Source organism: Vreelandella venusta, assembly GCF_015689495.1.
In the GTDB taxonomy this organism is placed as follows: domain Bacteria; phylum Pseudomonadota; class Gammaproteobacteria; order Pseudomonadales; family Halomonadaceae; genus Vreelandella; species Vreelandella venusta.
On the sequence record NZ_CP065135.1, the window covers coordinates 1281064 to 1302756 of the forward strand.

Consider the following 21693-nt stretch of genomic DNA (forward strand, 5'->3'; position numbering starts at 1 on the left):
AACGCGTCATCTTATCCGTAAGCCGTTCTGCCGAGCGGTGATGATACTTAACGTGAGGGATGAGCGATGTCTAATAATAGTATTGAAGGTAAAGTAGTTCTGATCGCTGGTGGTGCGAAGAACTTGGGTGGTTTGCTCGCGCAAGAATTTGCAAAAGCGGGGGCCAAGGCTGTAGCAATTCACTACAACAGTGATTCTGCTAAGCAGGCCGCTGAGCAGACCCTGGCTTCGATTCGAGCGGCAGGAGCCGAGGCGGTCGCATTCCAAGCTGATCTAACAAGCGCGGCAGCCATGGAAAAACTCTTCCAGGATACCGTTGCCGCAGTAGGTAGGCCCGATATTGCCATCAATACCGTTGGTATGGTGGTTAAGCGGCCAATGGCAGAGGTGACCGAAGAGGCTTTTGATCAATCGTGTGCGGTCAATGTTAAGGCGGCGTTCTTTTTCCTGAAGGAGGCAGGTAACTACGTTAATGATCATGGCAAGGTTTGTACCCTTGTAACATCACTCCTAGGGGCTTACACGCCATTTTATGCGGCTTATGAAGGGCTTAAGGCACCCGTCGAGCACTTTACTCGGGCGGCATCAAAAGAGCTTGGGGAGCGGGGCATTTCTGTTACTGCGATTGGACCAGGGCCGATGGATACGCCTTTCTTTTACCCTGCGGAAGGAGAGGATGCGGTTGCCTACCATAAGACAGCGGCAGCACTTTCGCCTTTCTCAAAAACTGGTCTGACTGATATTGAAGACATCGCACCTTGGATTCTTTTCATGGTATCTGATGGCTGGTGGATGACGGGTCAGACAATTCTTGTCAACGGTGGCTATACCACCAAATAAATTTATTTGGGGGCTGACGAACATCGCCGCTGGCTACCTTTTTAGATTCAAAGGAAACGTTTCATGCATACGGTTATGATCATCCTCGCTGGATTGGTATTGCTGGCGGTTTTTGTCGTCTTTGCTCGTATTGCTTCAATCCGATTCGCGCGGCTTCTGCCTGTTTATCTCGTAGTCTGGTTAATTTGTACTGCCATCAATATGTGGATTGGTGTCAGTCAAGCGGGCTACAGCGTAATGCAGGAGCTGCCATTCTTGTTAATCGTTTTTACTGTACCTGCGCTGGTTGCTATTTTGTGGTCGCGGAAAAACTGAGGGATGAGTGCCGCGAATTGCTGCTATTGATCATAGAAGGAATGTTTAATGAAAGCAACAATTTTTCACAATCTCGCTCCAAAGGCTGCGTTGCGCAATATAGGTCCGGGTGAAACTCCGCGTGTGACCAATGTTGAGCTGTTCTTCGACTTGGTCTACGTTTTTGCAATTATTCAGCTTTCGCATTTCCTATTAGCGCACAACAATTGGGCGGGCGCGCTGGAGGCGGTTACGCTTTTTGCGGCGGCTTGGTGGGCATGGAACTACACGTCATGGGCAACCAACTGGCTTGACCCGGATCATGCCAGTGGGCGCGTTCTGATGATTGTGCTCATGGCTTGCGCACTGCTGATGGCGATTGCAATCCCGCATGCTTTCTCATCTCGCGCAGGCCTTTTCGTGGGTGCTTATGTTGCCATGGCGCTGATACGCGCGGGCTATATGTCCATCGTTTTTCGTGGCGAACAGATGGGGCGAAACTATGCACAGCTTTGTGCATGGGGTGCGATATCGGGCGTGTTCTGGATTGCTGGCGTTGTGTTTCCAAGCGCTAGGTTAGAGTTGTGGATCATCGCTGTAGTAATCGACTATTCCGGGCCCTATGTTGGTTTTTGGTTGCCTGGAAAAGGAGCCACGCCAATGGATAGCTGGCCTTTGCGCGGCCTGCATCTTTTGGAGCGTAACCAACAAGTCTTCATTATTGCGCTTGGTGAATCCATTCTGCTTTTGGGAGGCTTGCTCGTTAGCCAAACGTTGGGGGCTGGTGTCCTTGCTGCTGCGGCTATCGGCTTTTTATTGATTATTACGCTATGGTGGATCTATTTCGTGCATCTTGCTGAGGCAGGTGAGCACAGTTTCGAACATGCGGCTGATCATACGCGGTTGGCTCGGGCGGGCCTGGCCTATGCTCATGGAGTGATGGTCTGCGGTGCTATTGTGGTGGCCGTTGCTATCGAGCTAATTGTTGCCCATCCGCATGATGCTGTTCATACCCCAACGGCGTTGTTTGCTTTCGCTGGCCCAACGATCTTTTTGGTAGGATCTGCCATGTTTCATCGCACCATGGCCTCAAAACTCCCCGTCTGCTACCTGCTGGCCGGAGTGGCTCTTGCGGCTTGGGCTTGGCTGGTATTAACAATGCACTTAAATGGCCTGTGGTTGGGAGGCGGGGTGTTGGTCGTGATGATCACCCTGGCAGCAACTGCTCATCGAGGAGGAGCGGCAGTATGACCAGTGCTCCTTCTCGGCTTGGTGGTTTGCGGGTGACAATTGGCCTTTTAGTGGCGATTTTGTTGCACAATTTGACCTATCCGTTATCGGGAGCGGAGGGCGTCTGGCCTGCGCTGTTTTATCTTTTTTATGGCTCTATCTTCGTCGTAGCGACCTTCTTACTGTTGGCTGACCGCCGCCTGAGTGCGCTGGCGGTTCTCAGTGGCGCGGCTGTGGTCATAGCTGGATTGGCGAACTCTTATACTCCAGGTGCTTATACCACTCTGGCGGTTTATCTAACCTCCATTGCCTACCATCTTGTCATCGGGGTGGTGCTGGCACTTTATATCTTCCGTTCGACCGAGATGATGTCCGATGTGCTGGTGGCTGCCGCTTCGATCTATCTGGTGATTGGGTCAGGCTTTACTGCAATCTTTTCGCTGATTGAATGGATCGCGCCAGGCTCTTTTGTTGTGTCGTCAGGGGTGCCAATCAACTGGCAACAACTGTTCTACTATAGCTATGTCACGTTAACGACCGTGGGTTACGGCGATATTACCCCACAAGGGTTCTACGCTCAGTCGTTTGCGATCTTTGAGGCAATGATTGGCGTGCTATATACGGTGATCCTGCTATCGCGTCTAGTGGGCTTACAGACGAGTACACCGCCAAAGTAGTGCGCAAAGATATTTGCTAAGAAGTCTTCTCAGGAAGCTTTTTGAAAAGTAACTGCGAATGTACCAGTCCGAAATATGGACTGGTACATTCATTTTTGGGGGAGGGCTTAGTATCTTGCCATGCGCTGGATGCCTTGAAGGTGGGCGTAGTCGAGTAAGATTTCGGCGGCTTCTAGTACCTGAGCGCGATCAACCGGCATGTCTTTATCTTTATCCTCCTCGTTGTCAGCGTCTGCGTCGCTACCTTCGGGTTGCGAGTTATCACTGCGCGCATCCATCCACTCATCTAGCTCTGGCAGATTTAAAGCGCGACGGCGTTGGTTTTCTAGGGAAAGCTGTTCAGCCTCTTGAGCTTCTAACTCTCGTTGGCGCTGTTCGCGATTCAGGCTAACGCTGGTGTGCTGTTCGCGTAGCTGGCGAGCCAGGGTGGACTGACGCTCTAGATAGCGGAAGTTAGGATTCCCATTGGCGCGCTCTTGGTGTTGAGACGTTAGTGCCGCGAGGGCGTTCTCGGGGGCACCATAGCGACGGTATTGAACGTTTTGCACGGTATCCCAAGCAAGAGCATTATCTAGGCTGCTTTCACCAATGCGTTCTGGGTCAATCAGGCTAGGGAATATAATGTCGGGTTCAACACCGCGGTTTTGGGTGCTATCACCCGAAATGCGGTAAAACTTGGCGCGGGTAAGCTTGATTTGACCATGGCTAAGATCATTAAGCGTTTGCACTGTGCCTTTGCCAAAGGTGGGGGTGCCTACCACAATGCCGCGGCCATAATCTTGAATAGCGCCGGCAAAAATCTCCGATGCTGAAGCGGAAAGGCGGTTCACCAGTACAGTGAGTGGCCCGTCGTAAATCGTGCCCGCATCGGTGTCGCCATAGAGCTGAATGCGACCTTGGGCGTCACGAACCTGTACAGTGGGGCCTCGGTCAATAAATAAACCGATCAAAGAATTGGCTTCTTGAAGTGCGCCACCGCCATTATTGCGAAGATCTAGGACAATGCCTTCAATGCCTTCTTTCTTGAGGCTTTCAATTTCTCGAGCGACGTCGCGGGTGGTGCTGCGGTACTCATCTTCACCGGCTTGCCAAGCATCGAAATCGACGTAGAACGTCGGCACGTCAATCACCCCGATGCGATGAGGCTTGCCGTCTCGCTCAATGTTTATCACTTCGCTATGCGCTGCTTGGTCTTCCAGGCTGACAGTGTCGCGAGTAATTTCAACAATTTGAGATCGGGTCATGTCCACTGCTTGGGCGGGCACCACGTCTAGGCGTACAACGGAACCTTTGGGGCCTCGAATCAGGTCAACGACGTTGTCCAGACGCATGCCGACCACATTAACCATGCCGCCTTCTTCTTGGCCCACGGCAATAATGCGGTCGGCAGGCTCAAGTACACCCGCTTGATCGGCAGGGCCACCGGGAACCAGGCTGGCGACCTTGACGTACTCGCCATCGGCTTGAAGTAGTGCGCCGATACCCTCGAGTGAAAGGCTCATTTGAATATCAAACGATTCGCTTTGGCGGGGGGAGAGGTAGCTGGTATGTGGGTCGATAGTGCTGGAGACTGCTGCCATGATTAGCCCAAAGACATCTTCAGACTCCGACTGACGCAAGCGGGATAACTGTCCTTCGTAGCGCTGGCGCAGATTGCTTTCTATCTGCTCGTTATCTTGGTCGGTTAGGGCGAGCGTCAGCGCATCGTTTTTGAGCCGCTTACGCCATAGCTCGTCTAGTTCACTTTCGCGGGTTGCCCATGGGGCGTCTTCGCGATCAACTTCTAAGCGCTCGTCACTATCGAATTCAAATGAAAGCCCTTCATCAAGGCGCTCTAGCAACCACTCTAGGCGGGCGGTGTGGCGTTCGCTGAGGCGATTATAAAGTGCAAATGCATCGTCAAGATTGCCATCGAAAAGTGCTTCAGCCATGTCGCGTTCTAAATGGCGATAAGGCTCTATGTCGCGGCTCAACAGGTAAGAGCGCTGGCCGTCCAGTATGTCTAGATAGCGTTGGAAAGCTTCCGCTGACCACTGCTCGTCGAAGTTAATATCAGCATAATGCCCATAGCGAAGTGAATCCGCTACTTCCTCTGCCGCTTGGCGTTGTTCGTCGGTCGGCTCAAGTTGCGCCAGCGCTGCTGGGCTGGTAATTACCAGCATCATCGCAAGGGCGACCGAGCGCGAAAACGTTGCAAACAAGCTCATCAGTCAAGCTCTCCCGGATTTGTGTACACTTATTCTTTCTAGACCCGCAGATAGCCTATGAGTTGCGTAGGCCGAGGGAGCATTGTAGCAGGTCATTTACCCTGTGATACTCAATCATTACTGTTATGAGGATTTCTATGTCCGAAGCTTTCAATGCGGATCGTGTAGCGAGACTATGTGATTTTCTGCACCAGTCGCCCACGCCATGGCATGCCACGCGCTGTATGGTGGAGCGTTTGGAGCGGGCGGGCTTTGTGCGCCTTGAAGAGACGGCTAACTGGCAGCTTAAGCCAGGCAAGCGCTATTACGTGACGCGCAATGATTCATCAGTGATTGCATTTCAACTGCCTGCTAAGAGGTTAACCAGCCTGCGCATGCTCGGTGCGCATACTGATAGCCCGGGGCTGCGTTTAAAGCCCAACGCCACTCAGTATGCCGCAGGATGGTTGCAGTTAGGGGTGCAAGTCTATGGTGGTGTGTTGTTGGCCCCGTGGTTTGATCGCGACTTGGGATTGGCTGGGCGTGTTCATGTGCGTCACGCTGATGGCCATCTAGAAAGTGTGCTACTTAATGTGGATCGGCCTATTGCCATGGTGCCTAGTTTGGCGATTCATTTAGACCGCGATGTTAACGCTGGGCGTGTTATCAACCCGCAGACGCAAATGTCACCTGTTGTCATGCAGAGTGATGGTGCGCAACTTAGCGACTTACTGGCTGATTGGTTGGAGGAGCAGCATGGTTTGCGTGCTGTGGAAGTTGTTGACTTTGAGCTGGGCTTTTATGACGTACAGCCGCCATCGTTGGTAGGGTTGCATCAGGAGTTGGTCGCCAGTGCACGGTTAGACAACTTATTGTCATGTTTTGTGGGGCTTGAGGCGATGCTCGCGTGTGATGCTAGCCAGGGAGCCTTATTGGTGGCTAATGATCATGAGGAGGTAGGCAGTGCCAGTGCCTGCGGTGCTCAGGGACCTTTCTTAGGTGATGTGCTGAAGCGTTTAAATGCTCAAGTGGGAGGGGCTACTGAAGAGTCGCTGATTCAGCTAATTCAGTCATCGCTTATGATTTCATGCGATAACGCTCATGCTTTACACCCAAATTTCCAAGACAAGCACGATGAACGTCATGGCCCTGCTATCAATGGTGGTCCGGTTATTAAGGTAAATGCCAATCAGCGTTATGCAACTAACAGTGTAACGGGGGCGCTGTTTCGGGATGTGTGCCGTGAGGCAGATGTGCCCGTGCAGGCGTTTGTTACTCGCTCAGATATGGGGTGTGGCAGCACTATTGGACCGATTACTGCTACTGAGGTGGGGGTGCCGACGATTGATGTAGGGCTTCCTCAGTGGGCAATGCACTCAATACGTGAAACAGCAGGCACCCGAGATGTTGATTATTTGACCCGAGCGTTGACGGTGTTTTTGAATCGTCCTGACTTGTACTGAGTATATTGCTGGCCAATAACGAAAAAAGCCCGCTGACTGAGTCAGCGGGCTTTTAATATTCGCGTGGTGGCTACGCCCTGATTTGAACAGGGGACCCCATCATTATGAGTGATGTGCTCTAACCAGCTGAGCTACGTAGCCATTCAACGGGGGCGAATATTACTCAGTGGCCCGCCGTTCGTCAAGTGTTTCTTTTTTGTTTATCAAGCAGCGACAGGTCAGACGTTAAAACGGAAATGAATAACATCGCCATCTTTAACGATGTAATCCTTACCTTCTAAGCGCCATTTGCCAGCATCTTTAGCCCCTTGCTCGCCATTGAGTGCGACAAAGTCTTCGTAAGCAATTACTTCCGCGCGGATAAAGCCTTTCTGGAAATCGGTGTGAATCACGCCAGCGGCTTCTGGGGCGCTGGCGCCTTCTTTTACTGTCCAGGCGCGGACTTCTTTAACGCCGGCGGTGAAGTATGTTTGTAGGCCAAGCAGGGCATAGCCTGCTCGAATGACGCGATCAAGCCCTGGCTCTTCCATACCCATTTCTGATAGGAACATGCTGCGCTCTTCGTCATCCAGCTCGGCAATCTCAGCTTCTAGCTGGTTACATACCGGCACCACTGCGGCGCCTTCTTCTGCCGCAATCTCATTGACGATGTCCAGGTAGGGATTGTTCTCGAAGCCATCCTCGTTAACGTTGGCAATGTACATGGTGGGCTTGAGCGTTAAGAAGCCGAAGCTCTTAATTTGGCGCTTCTCATCTTCATCAAGACCAAAACTACGCAGCGGCATGCCTTCAGCGAGGTGTGGCTGAATGCGGTCAAGAATGGTCTTGGTGGCAGTGGCATCTTTATCACCACCTTTCACTGCACGCACAAGGCGTTGGCTGGCTTTTTCGACGGTATCTAAGTCGGCAAGCGCCAGCTCCAGGTTAATGGTTTCAATATCTGCCCGCGGGTCCACTTGATTGGCAACGTGGATCACGTTGTCGTTATCAAAGCAGCGTACAACATGAGCGATCGCCTGGGTTTCGCGAATATTGGCCAGGAATTTGTTGCCTAAGCCTTCGCCTTTAGACGCTCCAGCGACTAAGCCGGCAATATCGACAAATTCCATTGTTGTCGGCAGCACTTTTTGTGGCTTGACGATTTCCGCTAGTTTATCAAGTCGCGGGTCAGGCATTGGTACGATGCCTACGTTCGGTTCAATGGTGCAGAACGGGAAGTTCTCTGCATCAATACCTGATTTAGTCAGCGCGTTAAAAAGTGTGGATTTGCCTACATTGGGTAGGCCGACGATACCGCAGTTAAAGCCCATAAATTACTTCCTGGCCGCTAGGGCAGCGCAACAAGGGAAGCGTCTGCCAATATTGAAAAAAGGGCGTGCTAGAACGCCTGATTTTAAAGGTGCTTATAAAGTAGGCTGCTATTTTACGCTATGAAGGCGGTTCATGGCTTTAGCCCAGTCGCCAGAGAGTGCAAGTGGTAGCGTCGCCAGGCACTCATCCAAAGCGCTTTCAATAGCTTCCCGTTCGGCTTTGCCGGGCCGGCCTAGCACATAGTTAACGACCTGACGCGCCTCTCCTGGGTGGCCAATGCCAATTCTTACCCGATGAAACTGCTTCTGGTTGCCTAAGGCGCTAATAATGTCACGCAGGCCGTTATGGCCGCCATGGCCACCGCCGGTCTTATAGCGAGCCTGTCCTGGCGGAAGATCTAGCTCATCATGAGCAACCAGTAAGTTGTCAGGCGTTAGTTTGAAAAACTGTGCAAGCGCCGCGACGGCAGCACCGCTACGATTCATAAAAGTAGTGGGGTTGAGAAGGTGCAGTTCATGGTCGCCAACACGTGCTTTTGCGTACAGGCCCAAAAATTTCTTTTCCGGGCGAAGCTCTGTGTGCGCACTGCGTGCAATGGCATCTACCAGCCAAAAGCCCGCATTATGGCGAGTTGCATCGTATTCTGCACCGGGGTTACCCAGGCCAATAATGGCCGTTACCTGGCTCATTGTCCCACCTCATAAAAAATTTCTAGACGAAATTTTCGACGTCATGTCAGGCCGCAAAAAAAAATCAAGCGCCGGAGCGCTTGATTTTATCATTCCTGGGCTATGCAGGCATGGCCCAGGTGGCACTGAAAAGCATTAGCTGGCAGCGCCGAGAGCTAGCGTTTTACTCAGCGCTTGGCTCTTCTTCGTCGTTGCTCTCTTCGTCATCACCGCCACGTACTTTTACTTTGGTGATGCTTAGAACCGCGTTGTCGTGATCTTCGCCGTGGGCCAGATCAACCGACGTGACGCCAGCAGGCAGGTTTAGGTCAGACAGGTGCAATGTAGTGCCTAGCTCAATGGCGCTGATGTCCACTTCCAGGAAGTCAGGAAGGTCTTTCGGCAAGCAGCTGATGGCTACTTCATTGGCCAGAACGTGCAGTTCGCCGCCCTGATCTTTGATGCCAACACACTTCTCTTCGCCAACGACGTGCAGCGGCACGTTGATGGTGATTTCGTGAGTAGCATCAACACGCAGGAAGTCAGCGTGGGTGAGCAGCGGCTTGAACGGGTGGCGCTGTAGGTCACGAACAACCACTTGCTCTTCGGCACCGTCGATGACCAGCTTGATCACTGAGGAGAAGAAGGACTCGTCTTCAATCGCTTTGTAGAAAGCAGTTTTTTCTACAGAGATAGATTGTGCGCCTTTCTCACCGCCGTAAATAACGGCCGGAACTTGTTGGTTCGCACGACGCAGGCGGCGGCTCGCACCTTTCCCCAGGTCGTTACGAACGCTGGCTTTCAGGATAAAATCAGACATGGAATTTGCCTCTTGGTTTAAGTAAGGAAACGCCGCCGACCGCGACCAGACGACGACGCTTCCAGGGCCCCAATAGGGGGCTACTACGTCAGGCGATTAGTGGAACATCGCGCTAACGGATTCTTCGTTGCTGACTCGACGGATGGCTTCCGCGATGAGTCCGGCAACGCTCAGCTGGCGAATTTTTCCGCTGCGACGGGCAGTGTCGGAAAGCGGAATGGTGTCGGTCACGACAACCTCGTCCAGCACCGAGTTGGTGATGTTGTCGACCGCGGGGCCGGACAAAATCGGGTGTGTTGCATAGGCGACAACGCGTGCTGCGCCGTGATCTTTTAACGCTTCGCCGGCTTTGCAGAGCGTGCCAGCGGTATCGATCATGTCATCGACAACCACACAGGTGCGGCCTTCGATTTCACCGATGATGTGCATCACCTGGGCCTGATTGGCCTGGGGGCGACGCTTATCAATAATGGCAAGATCAGCGTTAAGCTGTTTGGCGATAGCGCGAGCGCGCACAACGCCGCCGACATCGGGAGAAACCACAACGAGGTCGTCGTAGTTCTGGCGCTCGATGTCGTCCAGCAAAATGGGCGAGCCGTAAACGTTGTCAACCGGTACGTCGAAGAAACCTTGAATTTGGTCAGCGTGCAGATCCATCGTCATGACGCGATCAACGCCAGCTTTCACCATCATATCAGCCACAACTTTTGCTGAGATAGGAACGCGGGCTGAGCGGACGCGACGATCCTGGCGTGCATAGCCAAAATAGGGAACGACTGCCGTAATACGGGTAGCTGAGGCGCGACGCAGGGCGTCCACCATCAGAATCAGTTCCATTAGGTTGTCGTTCGTGGGGGCACAGGTGGATTGCAGGATAAACACATCCTTACCACGCACGTTCTCATTGATCTCGACCGCGATTTCGCCGTCGCTAAATTGACCGACCGTAGCATTACCCATACGGCTGTCTAAGCTCTCGGCAATCTTTTGAGCGAGTTCGGGATTGGCATTCCCGGTGAAAACCATCAATTTTGACACGCGCAGCCACCTTTGCAGTGTTGGGGATCAGGGGAGAAAACGCAGATCATAATTAGGTTTGGCTGGGGTACCAGGATTCGAACCTGGGAATGCCGATACCAAAAACCGGTGCCTTACCACTTGGCGATACCCCAGCAATAAACCTAATGCGATGACCGGGCGCTTTCAGCGGCCCAGAGCATCTTGTAGGGGAGAGGTGTTGAGTCCGCGCGCTACCCATGAATGCCAGTATTGACCTGCCATATGTGCGACGGCTTGCGCGGCTTGCTGTGAATCGAAAGCCGCAAACAAGCAGGCGCCGGTACCGGTCAACCGACTAGGTGCATGCTGCGTGAGCCAGTCCAATGCTTCCGCAATTGGCGGATAGCGTTTTTTGACGATAGCTTCGCAGTCGTTACGCCACTCCGGCGCTCCCCCCTGCAGTGCGCGCGCCATAGTAATGGGGAGGCTGTCGCGTGTCAATTCCGGGTCTTGAAAGATTGCTGGTGTTGAGACGCTAACACCAGGATGAATGACCACGAACCAGGGGGTATCCAGCGTGACTGAAGTCAGCTTTTCGCCAACGCCTTCCGCCCAAGCGCTGTGACCGTGAACAAATACCGGGACGTCGGCACCTAGCGTCAGCCCCAGTTTTGCTAGCGCTTCGCTACTTAGTCCTAGTTGCCACAGGTGGTTTAACCCGATCAGGGCGGTCGCTGCATTAGAGCTGCCACCGCCAAGGCCACCTCCCATTGGCAGGTTCTTTTCGATGGCGACTGAGACGCCTTGCTGAATACCGCTTGCCTGTTGCAACAAGTGGGCTGCACGGACAATTAAATTGTCGTTATGGGCAACGCCACTAAGGGGGTTGGACAGGGTAATAGCGCTGTCAGTGCGTGGTGTGAAAGTAAGGTAATCACACAAATCGATAAACTGAAAAAGCGTTTGCAACTCGTGATAGCCGTCTTGACGACGGCCTACGATATGCAACATGCGGTTTAGCTTAGCGGGAGCTGGCAGTGTCAACGCCGAGGGTGTTGCAGGCATGTGATCTCTCTACTGGTCTAGGCGTCCGAGTTAGTCGATTGCCACTGATTGACCACCAGGGTGATGCGCAGGTCGCCGTAGTTCATTACTAGTCGACGCGGTAGCCACATGCCCTCTACTTGCTCCCAATCACGGTAGTCGATCTCCCAGCCATCTTGCTGTAAATGGTTAGGGAAGCCTAGTTCGTCCGTTTCCAGCTGATAGCTGGCGTGCTCGCCCGGCAGGCCTCGCACCCAGTCCGGCATGGCGCGAACCGGTAATGACCAGCCAAGCTGCTCTTCCATTAATGCTTCCGGCGTCTCGGCTTCAAAGCGGCCATCGCTAGTGGTGAGTGAAAAACGCCCTTCGCGGCCTTCTAGCACGCTGCGGCCGCCGCCAAAGGGACCACTGATCAGCATTCGGAAATAGTGGGGGTGTTGATTCCAGTCTAGGTTGGCGCTGGTATTTTCTTGGGGGGTGCGAAGTCCTGCTTTGCCCACGAGTGTCCAGGTATCGAAGGCTTCAACGTCGGTTTGCTGGCGTTCCCATTGCCCAGCTTGGCGTCCGCCATCATCTACAGGCGTTTGGGTGGCACACCCAGCCAGCGTTAATAGGGCAATACCGGCCAGTAACAAACGAGTTGAACGACTGCATATTGATAAACGGCTCGCGGGCAGGGAATGGGTCAACATAAACTGGCTCCATGTCAGTATTGCGTAAACTGTCTTTTATAAGGGCATGCTTTTATAAAGGCATACCGTATTAGGGCGTGCTAAGCGGTGTTAGTTCAGGGTGGCGCTCAAGTAGGTCATCAATTTGCGGGTGATAATTTACCCGCTGAAGAGTGCGCTCAATAAGTTGGCGTGCTTCTTCGCTGCGCCCTAGGGCGTGCAGAACTTCGGCTAAATGAGCGGCAATTTCTTGATCAGGCACTTGTGCGTAGGCGCTCTCTAGCCATGCCAGGGCATTGTCAGGCTGGCCAAGCCGAAAATAGACCCAACCCATGCTGTCGAGTATGGCCGGGTTGTTGGGATCTGCTTCATAGGCGCGCTCAATCAAATCGCGAGCTTCTTCAAGGCGACCTTGGATGTTCAGGTCGGCAAGTGTGTAGCCTAATGCGTTTAATGCATCTGCATTGTCAGGTTCGGTACTCAGTATTTGGCGGAGGTCACGCTCCATCGCTTCAAGATCGCCCATTTCCCACGCGCGCATTGCCCTTAAATAAAGCAGGCTGGTGTCATCTGGCGTACGCGTCAGCTCTCTATCAAGTAGTGCCATGGCCTCTTCTTGTAGATTAAACTCATCCAGTAGCTGTATTTCTAGCATTACCAGCTCGCCGAAGTAGTCGTCATGGCGCATTCGCTCAATACGCAGCATAGCGCGAGCATCTAACAGGCGATCATTTTCAATCAGCATTCGTGCAGCGGCGGCTCGGGCCGGAAGAAACTCGTTGCCGTCTTGTATTTGCCGATAATAAAGCAGTGCGTTGTCGACTTCTCCTTGGGATTGGGCGATGGCCCCCAACAAGAAGTAGGCCGTGTTAGGTACGCGTTCCTGGCCAATAAAAGGTTGCAGTAATCGATACGCTGGCTCGCTATGGCCTTCTTCCAAATAGAGTTGAGCGAGAGCAATGCGTAATTCTTCGTTACCACCATGGGTTTCTAGCAAAGAAGTGGTGTGTGCTTCCGCAGCGGTAATGTTATTCAGGCGAATTTCAGCTTGGGCTAACATTAATATGAAACGGACATCGTCGGGTGCTAAATCCAGCCCCCTTTGCGCAGCGCGCTGAGCACCACGATGATCGCCAGTCTCTAAAGCTAGACGCGCCTTAGCAAGCCACAAGGCGGCAGACTCAGGCGACAGCTGCGTTACTTGGTCCAGGTACTGTTGTGCTTGACGCGTTTGCCCCAGTGCGGACTCAATCAGTGCGGCACCAAGTAAAACATCGCTGTGGAATTCATTTTGCTGGGCGCCAGGCTGGGCAAGATAATCGCGCAACGGCTCGATTAATAGGTTCAGTGGCGCTTCTTCGGCCACCGCCGCCTCAGAAAAAGCCGCTATTTCGCCATTGCCTCCTGCTTCAGCGATCGCCAGACGCTGCTCTAGGCTGTCCAGCCAGTCTCCGCGTTGTAATGAGAGAGTTGCCAGCAACCTATTCGGCATTTCTGCTTGAGGTGCTAATTCACGCCAGCGTATCGCGGAGGCTTCCATTAAGGCGACATCATTGCCAAAGCGCGCTGCGAAGGTAGCACGCTCGGCTAACGCGGGGTTGCGATAGCGCCGTGACGCTTCTAGATAGCCTTGGCTGGCGTAGCGATAATCGCCCCGTTGGCCAGCAAGTTCTGCTGCCAGCAACGAACGAAGACCTTCTGCGTCCAAGCCGCGAGTAATCGGCGGTGCTGAATGCATGGGATCGTAGGCATCGCTTTGAACCCCACTCTCAAAGGAAGACGGGGAAAGCTGGCAGCCGCCCAGTAGTAGCGTTGCGGCCAAGGGCAGTAAGGGTAAACCCAGTAACGATAGGGGGTGACCCAGTAGTGTCGCGCGAAGGGGCATGCGTCTCTCGATCAGGTGGCCGAGTGCTCAGCATAGCGGCTTGGTTGCCTGCGGCAAAGTGGTGTGCGCCAGAACATGCTGTGCTGTGATAGAATATTCCACCTTGAAAACGGGGTGGGGGGGTGCAATTCATGGTATCTACTCATAGTATCTACTAATAGTTCATCGTATCTACCCACCCTTTAGACTTGCTATAGCAAGCTCCAGACATTCAGAACGACAAGTGACGTGACGACCGATCCACTAGCGAAGACGCATAACGCATGACGCTTCTTGCCCTGGGAATAAATCATCGTACCGCCAGCGTGGCCGTACGTGAGCAGGTTGCATTTACGCCAACGCAGCTGGAAAGCGCGTTGACGGAACTGCGTAACCTGCCACAAATCAGCGAAGCGGCTGTGCTTTCGACGTGTAACCGTACCGAGCTTTATTGCGTGACGGATGCCGCCGGTGAGCATGCCGTGCTGGATTGGCTTGGGCGCTTTCATAATTTGCGCGTCGAAGACCTTTCCCGCTGTGCTTATCATTATCTTGACAACGATGCTGCGCGTCATCTGATGCGTGTCGCCGTTGGCCTAGACTCCATGGTGCTGGGCGAACCGCAGATACTCGGTCAGTTAAAAGATGCTTATCAGCAGGCGCGACAAGCCAATGGGCTGGGTGGCGAATTAGAGCGACTATTTCAGCACACCTTTGCGGTAGCCAAACAGGTGCGTACGGAAACAGGCATTGGCAAAAATCCAGTGTCGGTGGCGTATGCGGCTGTCAGTATGGCTAGCCGCATCTTTGATGACTTTAGTCGTGCCAGGGCGCTTTTGATCGGGGCGGGAGAAACCATTGAGCTAGTCGCGCGTCATCTTCATGAAGCTGGTGTACGGCATCTAACGGTAGCCAACCGTACTCGGGAGCGCGCTGAACAAGTGTCTGCTTCTTTGGGTGGTTCTGCTATTACGCTGCCAGAAATACCGGAGGCGCTAGAACAGGCTGATATTGTCATCTCCTCCACGGCTTCTCCGCTGCCGATTCTAGGGAAGGGGATGGTAGAGCGTGCGCTGAAAAAGCGCCGTCACCGACCAGTGTTTATGGTGGATATCGCGGTGCCCCGTGATATCGAACCAGAAGTGGGTGAACTTGCCGATGTCTTCCTCTATACCGTTGATGACTTGCAAGAGGTCATTGAAGAGAATCGTCGTCACCGTCAAGTTGCCGCTGATCAGGCGGAATCACTCATCGAGCACGGGGTGGGTAGTTGGCAGCATGAGCGTCGAATCCGCAATGGTGGCGAAATTATTCGCGACTATCGACGCCACGGAGAGGCCATTCGGGACCAATCTCGTGAGCAGGCTCTTGAGCGATTAGCAAAGGGTGAAGATCCTGCCAAGGTGATTGAACGTCTAGCTCACCAATTGGCGAACCGATTAATGCACCAGCCCACGCTTGCCTTGCGCGACGCTGCATCGCAGGAAAATAACCAATTGCTGAATGCCGCGCCCAATATATTACTGCCTGCTAAGCCTGCCTTTGAACAACCCGTGGCTGCGGTAAAACGCCAGAAGGATGATACACCCGCATGAAAGAGACTTTGCGCCAACGTCTAGATAGCTTTTCCGACCGCTTTGAAGAGCTGGCAATGCTGCTGTCTGATCCTGAAGTGATCAATAATCAGCAGCGTTTTCGCGACTACTCCCGTGAGTACGCGGAATTAGAAGAGCTGGTCGCCGCCTGGAAGCGCTACGGTGAGGTAGAAAAAAACATCGAAGACGCCGTGCAGTTAAGCCGTGACAGCGACCCTGATATGCGCGAGCTGGCGGAACTGGAGATCAGTGAGGGGCGAGAGAAACTCGAAGCCCTGGATAGTGAGCTGAAACGCCTGCTGGTGCCTAAAGATCCCGATGATGGCCGCGGTGTGTTCTTGGAAGTGCGTGCCGGTACAGGCGGAGATGAAGCTGCAATCTTTGCTGGTGATCTGTTTCGTATGTACTCTCGGTATGCGGAAAAACGTGGCTGGCGCGTTGAAGTTGTCAGCGCAAGTCACGGTGAGCAGGGCGGTTATAAAGAAGTTATTTCTCGTGTGAAAGGTGATGGTGTCTATGCGCGCTTAAAATTTGAGTCTGGCGCGCACCGCGTACAGCGCGTGCCGGCGACGGAATCGCAAGGCCGGATACACACGTCCGCGTGCACGGTGGCCGTCATGCCTGAGGTGGACGACGTGGGCGATATCGATATTAACCCCGCGGATTTGCGCGTTGATACTTACCGTTCCAGTGGCGCGGGCGGCCAGCACGTCAATACTACAGATTCTGCTATCCGTATTACGCACTTGCCGACAGGCGTCGTGGTGGAGTGCCAGGAAGAGCGTAGCCAGCATAAAAACCGTGCAAAGGCGATGTCGTTGCTGGCAGCCAAGCTCAAACGCAATGCGGTTGACTCGCAGCGCCAAGAGCAAGCAGACGCTCGCCGCTCATTGGTCGGCTCCGGGGATCGTAGTGAACGCATTCGTACTTATAATTTCCCCCAGGGGCGAATTACCGACCACCGTATCAACCTGACACTTTACAAGCTAACGGAAGTCATTACCGGTGAGCAGCTCGACGATGTGATTGAACCGCTCATTCATGAATATCAAGCTGAGCAGCTTTCGGCCCTTCAGGACGCCTAATGAGTTTTGGTGTCGTAACTTTCGATATGCTTTTGCGACGAGCGGCGGCTCGGCTGCAAGCGGTAGGTTCGCCTTCCCCTAGAATTGATGCCGAGGTGCTGCTCAGTCACGCTACGGGGCATGACCGTACTTGGCTGTATACCTGGGGAGATCGTGAGTGCCCCCTCTGGGAGCAAGCACGATTTGATGCGTTGGTGGCTGCGCGTGTCCAGGGAGTGCCAATTGCCTATCTAACCGGCGAACGAGAATTTTGGGGGCTGCGGCTGGCAACATCGCCAGAAACGCTGATTCCCCGCCCTGATACCGAAACCCTGGTTGAGGCTGCCCTGCTGCGTGCCAACGCAAGCGAGGGGAGATTGCTGGATCTTGGCACCGGCACTGGTGCTATTGCACTTGCGTTTGCTAGTGAGAAAGCTAATTGGCAAGTAGTCGGGGCGGACATTCGCCCAGAAGCAGTGGCGCTTGCAACGCGCAATGCGCAAGCGCTGAAGATTGGCAATGCTCAGTTCGTAATTAGCGATTGGTTTAGTGCGTTCGCTCAGCCCCCTCAAGCGGCCGCATTCGATATTATTGTTAGTAACCCGCCCTATATCGCTGCCGACGACCCACACTTGCGCTTGGGTGACGTGCGTTTCGAGCCATTATCAGCTCTGGTGGCTGATGCTGACGGGATGGCAGACTTGCTGCATTTGATTTGCAGCGCTCGTGGCTATCTTGCCGGTGGTGGCTGGCTTGCTTTAGAGCATGGTTATACGCAAGCGGCCAACGTACGCACGGCATTAGTGCGCGCTGGCTTCCAAAACGTTGAAAGTGTACTAGACGTTGGAGGTCATGAACGGGTTACCCTGGGCCACCTTTAATAACCGCCTGATTCATCAGTATTGGATCCTGCCATGAAACCAAAAAATAGAACGCTGGACCGGATCGATCTTAAAATTTTGCGCTGTCTGCAGGAAAATGCGCGAATTTCCTATGTCGACCTTGCCGCTGAAGTGGGCTTATCCACAACCCCTTGTTTAGAGCGTGTTAAGCGTCTTGAGCGTGCGGGCATCATTCGCGGCTATCAAGCCATTCTTGATCCGCAGGCACTGAAGGCTAACTTGTTGGTCTTTGTGGAGATTAGCCTGGAAACTCAGTCTCCTGCTGTGTTTGATGAGTTTCGCCGGGCGGTCGAGAAGCTGCCGCAAATCCAAGAGTGTCATTTGGTGTCTGGTCAGTTTGATTATATTTTAAAATGCCGCATTCCTGAGATGTCCGCCTATCGGCAGCTACTAGGCGATGTCGTACTGACGCTGCCTGGGGTAAAAGAGTCCAAAAGCTATGTGGTAATGGAAGAAGTGAAAGAGAGCTTCAACTTACACATACCCGATTTCGAGGAATTTGAGGATAAGTAACCCCATGATGGATGATCAGGCGCTGCTGCGCTATAGCCGCCAAATTATGCTACCCGAGGTTGATATTGAGGGGCAGGAGCGCCTGAGAAATGCTCATGCTCTGATTGTCGGCGCAGGTGGGTTGGGGTCTCCCGTGGCGCTTTACTTAGCCGCCGCTGGCGTGGGCAAAATCACGATTGCCGACGCTGACACGGTAGAATTGTCAAATCTGCAGCGTCAGATTGCTCATCAGCAGGCAAGTATCGGCATCAATAAGGCGCGTTCAGCCAAAGCGAGCATGCAGGCACTTAACCCTGAGTGCCATGTGATCGCCTTGGAGCAACATGCGGATGGCAAGGCGCTTGAGGCATTGGTCGCGTCGGCAGATGTGGTGCTGGATTGCACCGATCGTTTTTCAAGCCGTTATGCGATTAACGCCGCTGCTCAGCAGGCCGGTGTGCCTCTGGTCTCTGGAGCGGCAATTCGTTTTTCTGGGCAGTTAGCTGTTTTTGATCCTCGTAACCCAGCATGCCCCTGCTATGCGTGCCTTTATCCTCCCGGCGACAGCGAAGATGAAGCCTTGAGCTGTGCAGAAAGTGGTGTCATGGCGCCACTGGTGGGGTTGATTGGCTGTTTTCAAGCGATAGAAGCTTTTAAGCTGTTGAGCGGTGCAGGAAAACCGCATCAAGGGCTTGCCACTTTTGAAGGCTTGAGCGGGCAGTGGCGCCATTTCCAGGTGCCCCGTGACCCTGCCTGCTCCGTGTGCGGTCGCGCTGATTAAACCCTATGAACAAAAAAACGCCCGCAGGGCAGCGGGCGTGACGTCACGGTCTTTTACGTCAAAGGAAACAGCCTAAAGGGCGGCAGGGGATCCGCCCAGCAGGCTAGCTAATGTCGACTTAGGTTAGTGACGAATCAAATAGTCGAACGCACCCAGTGATGCTTTTGCACCCTCACCCATAGCGATAATAATTTGCTTGTATGGCACGGTTGTCACGTCACCTGCGGCAAATACGCCTGGAACCGATGTCATGCCGTGGGCGTCGACAATGATTTCGCCGCGCGGAGTCATTTCAATCGGTGAGCCTTTCAGCCACTCGGTATTAGGCACTAAGCCAATTTGGACAAAGATACCTTCTAATGCGATGGTTTTTAGCTCATCGGTATTGCGGTCTTTGTAGGCTAAACCATTAACACGACTGCCGTCGCCGGTTACTTCCGTGGTTTCAGCGTTTAAAATAATGTCGACGTTAGGCAGGCTCTTAAGCTTTTTCTGTAGCACAGCGTCTGCGCGCATCTCACCCATAAATTCGACTAAGGTGACGTGGCCCACAATCCCCGCCAGGTCGATAGCGGCCTCAACGCCAGAGTTACCTCCGCCAATCACTGCTACGCGCTTGCCTTTAAATAGCGGGCCATCGCAGTGAGGGCAGTAAGCAACGCCTTTATTGCGGTACTGTTGTTCGCCAGGCACATTCATCTCGCGCCACCGCGCACCGGTTGCCAGAACAAGCGTTTTACTCTTCAGCTTGGCGCCCGACTCGAAGACGATTTCGTGTAAATCACCTTCGTTTTCAGCAGCCTTAAACGATGTGGCGCGTTGAAGGTTCATAACGTCAACGTCATACTCTTTAACATGCTCTTCCAGAGCGCTTACCAGTTTAGGGCCTTCGGTATGGCTGACAGAGATAAAGTTTTCAATGCCCATGGTGTCCGCCACCTGGCCACCGAAACGCTCAGCAGCAACACCTGTGTTGATCCCTTTACGGGCAGAGTAGATTGCGGCTGAGGCTCCTGCAGGGCCGCCACCAATCACCAGCGTATCAAAGGCGGCTTTTTCGCCAAGTTTTTTTGCTTCCCGTTCGGCGGCGCCCGTATCAACCTTGGCTAGAATCTGCTCTAAAGTCATGCGCCCTTGATCAAACGGTTTACCATTTAAATAGATGCTGGGAACCGACATGACTTCCCGCGCTTCGACTTCATCCTGAAACAGTGCGCCATCAATGGCCACGTGGCGAATATTTGGATTGAAAATCGCCATCAAGTTAAGCGCTTGAACAACATCTGGGCAGTTCTGGCAGGAGAGCGAATAGTAGGTCTCAAACAGCATTTCGCCATCGAGCGCCTTGATTTGGTTGAGCAGTTCTTCAGACGTTTTTGGGGGATGTCCACCCACCTGTAACAGTGCCAGCACTAGTGAAGTGAACTCGTGCCCCATCGGGATGCCCGCAAATACCACGCCGGTTTCTTCGCCGGGGCGGTTAATCGCAAATGACGGCGTGCGATTATCTTGACCGTCAGTTTGCAGTGTAATCTTGTCGCATAGGCTGCTGATCTCTTCGAGCAAACCTAACAGTTCATGTGACTTTGCACCGTCATCGAGGGACGCAACGATCTCGAACGGTTGAGTCACTTTTTCTAAATAAGCTTTCAGCTGATTTTTTAAATTGGCGTCCAGCATGACAGTGGCTTCCTCGCAGTCAGCAGTAATGGGTTCTCAACCTAACACGCTCGCTGTTGTTGAAAGACCGCAGCATGAGTAACAGAGCAATAGGGAGAACAATGGTTGCGTTAACACGGGTACTCAAAAACGGGTATTCAAAAACCAGTATTCAAAAACGAGTACTCAAAAAAGGACACCCGGGGTATGCCCGGGTGTCGTGCTGCCTTAAGGGGCAACCCTGAACGGCAGCGGTAGGCCGTTTAGATTTTGCCTACGAGGTCCAGAGACGGGGCAAGTGTCTCTTCGCCTTCCTTCCATTTAGCCGGGCATACTTCGTTCGGGTTCTCGCGAACGTACTGGGCAGCCTTCACTTTGCGCAGTAGCTCTTCAGCGTTACGGCCGATGTTGCCAGCGTTGATTTCGACGATTTGAATTTTGCCGTCGGGATCAACCACGAAGGTACCACGCTCTGCAAGACCTGCTTCTTCAATCAATACCTCGAAGTTGCGAGAGATTTGTAGGGTCGGGTCAGCAATCATCGGGTACTGCAGCTTGCCGATGGTCTCAGAGCTGTCGTGCCAAGCTTTGTGAGTAAAGTGGGTGTCAGTCGACACGCTGTAGATTTCAACACCAAGCTTTTGAAATTCAGCGTAGTTGTCAGCCAAGTCGCCTAGCTCTGTCGGGCAAACAAAGGTGAAATCGGCAGGATAAAAGAAGAAAACAGACCACTTACCTTGCAAGTCTGCTTCAGTGACGTCGATAAATTCGCCATTCAGGTAGGCAGTCGCTTTAAAAGGTTTTACTTCAGTATTGATCAAGGACATTCCGAACGTCTCCAAAATAAGTGAGTGGCAGTGAAAAGTTGCTGCTCATGTTAACCAACTACGACCAATAGCTAAAATTGTAAAAATGCATCCGAGAAATAGCATGAGACTATTAGTGCGTGTTTTTGACAGTTGGCTACCCTACAAGTGGGGTCGCATTAAGCCGAATACAAGAATTTTCCACATGGGCTTGCGATAGATGTCGCTGCATCGCAAAATTCGCTTATCTGGCAGAGCAGCCACACAGAGTAGCCACAGCTGTTTTTAATGTTTTAGCGTAAGCTTGACGTTTGAGAATGACTTGGC

20 protein-coding genes and 2 tRNA genes are annotated in these 21693 nt (G+C 53.0%); 10 read left to right on the top strand and 12 right to left on the bottom strand.

Annotated elements, in window-relative coordinates; all coding sequences use genetic code 11:
• The first annotated feature begins 66 nt into the window (after positions 1 to 66).
• The 4 genes from IR195_RS06020 (at position 67) to IR195_RS06035 (ending at position 3041) form a co-directional block, all read left to right on the top strand.
• Positions 67 to 840: an SDR family oxidoreductase gene (locus tag IR195_RS06020; protein WP_125746688.1), complete on the top strand. Its 774-nt coding sequence runs from the start codon at positions 67 to 69 to the stop codon at positions 838 to 840.
• Between the two features lie 63 nt (positions 841 to 903).
• Positions 904 to 1155, top strand: a complete 252-nt coding sequence (locus IR195_RS06025; protein WP_125746690.1) for a hypothetical protein — start codon at positions 904 to 906, stop codon at positions 1153 to 1155.
• A gap of 48 nt (positions 1156 to 1203) precedes the next feature.
• The gene (locus IR195_RS06030) at positions 1204 to 2385 is read left to right on the top strand and encodes a low temperature requirement protein A (protein ID WP_206049022.1); all 1182 of its coding nucleotides are present in this window, start codon (positions 1204 to 1206) and stop codon (positions 2383 to 2385) included.
• On the top strand, positions 2382 to 3041 hold the full coding sequence (locus IR195_RS06035; RefSeq protein WP_206049023.1) for a potassium channel family protein: 660 nt from the start codon (positions 2382 to 2384) through the stop codon (positions 3039 to 3041). The genes IR195_RS06030 and IR195_RS06035 overlap by 4 nt, the downstream gene beginning before the upstream one ends.
• 107 nt (positions 3042 to 3148) lie before the next feature.
• Here the strand turns inward: IR195_RS06035 and IR195_RS06040 are convergent, their stop codons facing one another.
• Positions 3149 to 5248: a carboxy terminal-processing peptidase gene (locus IR195_RS06040; RefSeq protein ID WP_206049024.1), complete on the bottom strand. Its 2100-nt coding sequence runs from the start codon at positions 5246 to 5248 to the stop codon at positions 3149 to 3151.
• A gap of 137 nt (positions 5249 to 5385) precedes the next feature.
• Between IR195_RS06040 and IR195_RS06045 the strand changes: the two genes are divergently transcribed.
• Positions 5386 to 6690 carry a M18 family aminopeptidase gene (locus IR195_RS06045; RefSeq protein ID WP_206049025.1) on the top strand — a complete coding sequence of 435 codons (1305 nt, stop codon included), beginning with the start codon at positions 5386 to 5388 and terminating at the stop codon, positions 6688 to 6690.
• Between the two features lie 64 nt (positions 6691 to 6754).
• Here IR195_RS06045 and IR195_RS06050 read toward each other — a convergent pair.
• The 9 genes from IR195_RS06050 to IR195_RS06090 all read right to left on the bottom strand — a co-directional run bounded on the left by IR195_RS06050 (position 6755) and on the right by IR195_RS06090 (position 14088).
• Positions 6755 to 6831, bottom strand: a tRNA-Met gene (locus IR195_RS06050).
• A gap of 77 nt (positions 6832 to 6908) precedes the next feature.
• Positions 6909 to 8000 (bottom strand): redox-regulated ATPase YchF, encoded by a 1092-nt coding sequence (gene ychF / locus IR195_RS06055; RefSeq protein ID WP_206049026.1) that lies wholly within the window; start codon positions 7998 to 8000, stop codon positions 6909 to 6911.
• Between the two features lie 108 nt (positions 8001 to 8108).
• On the bottom strand, positions 8109 to 8690 hold the full coding sequence (pth, locus tag IR195_RS06060; protein WP_089038651.1) for an aminoacyl-tRNA hydrolase: 582 nt from the start codon (positions 8688 to 8690) through the stop codon (positions 8109 to 8111).
• 163 nt (positions 8691 to 8853) lie between these two features.
• Positions 8854 to 9489 carry a 50S ribosomal protein L25/general stress protein Ctc gene (locus tag IR195_RS06065; protein WP_125746702.1) on the bottom strand — a complete coding sequence of 212 codons (636 nt, stop codon included), beginning with the start codon at positions 9487 to 9489 and terminating at the stop codon, positions 8854 to 8856.
• Between the two features lie 96 nt (positions 9490 to 9585).
• Positions 9586 to 10527 (bottom strand): ribose-phosphate pyrophosphokinase, encoded by a 942-nt coding sequence (locus IR195_RS06070; protein WP_171880177.1) that lies wholly within the window; start codon positions 10525 to 10527, stop codon positions 9586 to 9588.
• Positions 10528 to 10586: 59 nt separating this feature from the next.
• Positions 10587 to 10661, bottom strand: a tRNA-Gln gene (locus tag IR195_RS06075).
• A gap of 31 nt (positions 10662 to 10692) precedes the next feature.
• On the bottom strand, positions 10693 to 11553 hold the full coding sequence (ispE, locus tag IR195_RS06080) for a 4-(cytidine 5'-diphospho)-2-C-methyl-D-erythritol kinase (RefSeq protein WP_146945173.1): 861 nt from the start codon (positions 11551 to 11553) through the stop codon (positions 10693 to 10695).
• A gap of 17 nt (positions 11554 to 11570) precedes the next feature.
• Positions 11571 to 12224, bottom strand: a complete 654-nt coding sequence (gene lolB / locus IR195_RS06085) for a lipoprotein insertase outer membrane protein LolB (RefSeq protein ID WP_206049027.1) — start codon at positions 12222 to 12224, stop codon at positions 11571 to 11573.
• Positions 12225 to 12294: 70 nt separating this feature from the next.
• Positions 12295 to 14088 carry a tetratricopeptide repeat protein gene (locus tag IR195_RS06090; protein ID WP_241006802.1) on the bottom strand — a complete coding sequence of 598 codons (1794 nt, stop codon included), beginning with the start codon at positions 14086 to 14088 and terminating at the stop codon, positions 12295 to 12297.
• Between the two features lie 263 nt (positions 14089 to 14351).
• Here IR195_RS06090 and hemA point away from each other — a divergent pair, with 263 nt between their 5' ends.
• Genes hemA through IR195_RS06115 form a run of 5 tightly spaced genes read left to right on the top strand, consistent with a single transcriptional unit; the run spans position 14352 to position 18901 of the window.
• On the top strand, positions 14352 to 15662 hold the full coding sequence (gene hemA / locus IR195_RS06095; protein ID WP_125746708.1) for a glutamyl-tRNA reductase: 1311 nt from the start codon (positions 14352 to 14354) through the stop codon (positions 15660 to 15662).
• Positions 15659 to 16747, top strand: a complete 1089-nt coding sequence (gene prfA / locus IR195_RS06100; RefSeq protein ID WP_125746710.1) for a peptide chain release factor 1 — start codon at positions 15659 to 15661, stop codon at positions 16745 to 16747. Before hemA ends, prfA begins: the two co-directional genes overlap by 4 nt.
• Positions 16747 to 17607, top strand: coding sequence for a peptide chain release factor N(5)-glutamine methyltransferase (prmC, locus tag IR195_RS06105; RefSeq protein WP_146945171.1), 861 nt, complete (start codon positions 16747 to 16749; stop codon positions 17605 to 17607). The genes prfA and prmC overlap by 1 nt, the downstream gene beginning before the upstream one ends.
• 33 nt (positions 17608 to 17640) lie before the next feature.
• Complete coding sequence (locus IR195_RS06110) at positions 17641 to 18141, top strand: Lrp/AsnC ligand binding domain-containing protein (protein ID WP_038482725.1); 501 nt, start codon at positions 17641 to 17643, stop codon at positions 18139 to 18141.
• A gap of 4 nt (positions 18142 to 18145) precedes the next feature.
• Positions 18146 to 18901, top strand: a complete 756-nt coding sequence (locus tag IR195_RS06115; protein ID WP_125746714.1) for a HesA/MoeB/ThiF family protein — start codon at positions 18146 to 18148, stop codon at positions 18899 to 18901.
• Positions 18902 to 19024: 123 nt separating this feature from the next.
• Here the strand turns inward: IR195_RS06115 and ahpF are convergent, their stop codons facing one another.
• On the bottom strand, positions 19025 to 20581 hold the full coding sequence (gene ahpF, locus IR195_RS06120; protein WP_146945169.1) for an alkyl hydroperoxide reductase subunit F: 1557 nt from the start codon (positions 20579 to 20581) through the stop codon (positions 19025 to 19027).
• Positions 20582 to 20823: 242 nt separating this feature from the next.
• Complete coding sequence (gene ahpC, locus IR195_RS06125) at positions 20824 to 21387, bottom strand: alkyl hydroperoxide reductase subunit C (RefSeq protein ID WP_125746718.1); 564 nt, start codon at positions 21385 to 21387, stop codon at positions 20824 to 20826.
• Positions 21388 to 21693: the final 306 nt, after the last annotated feature.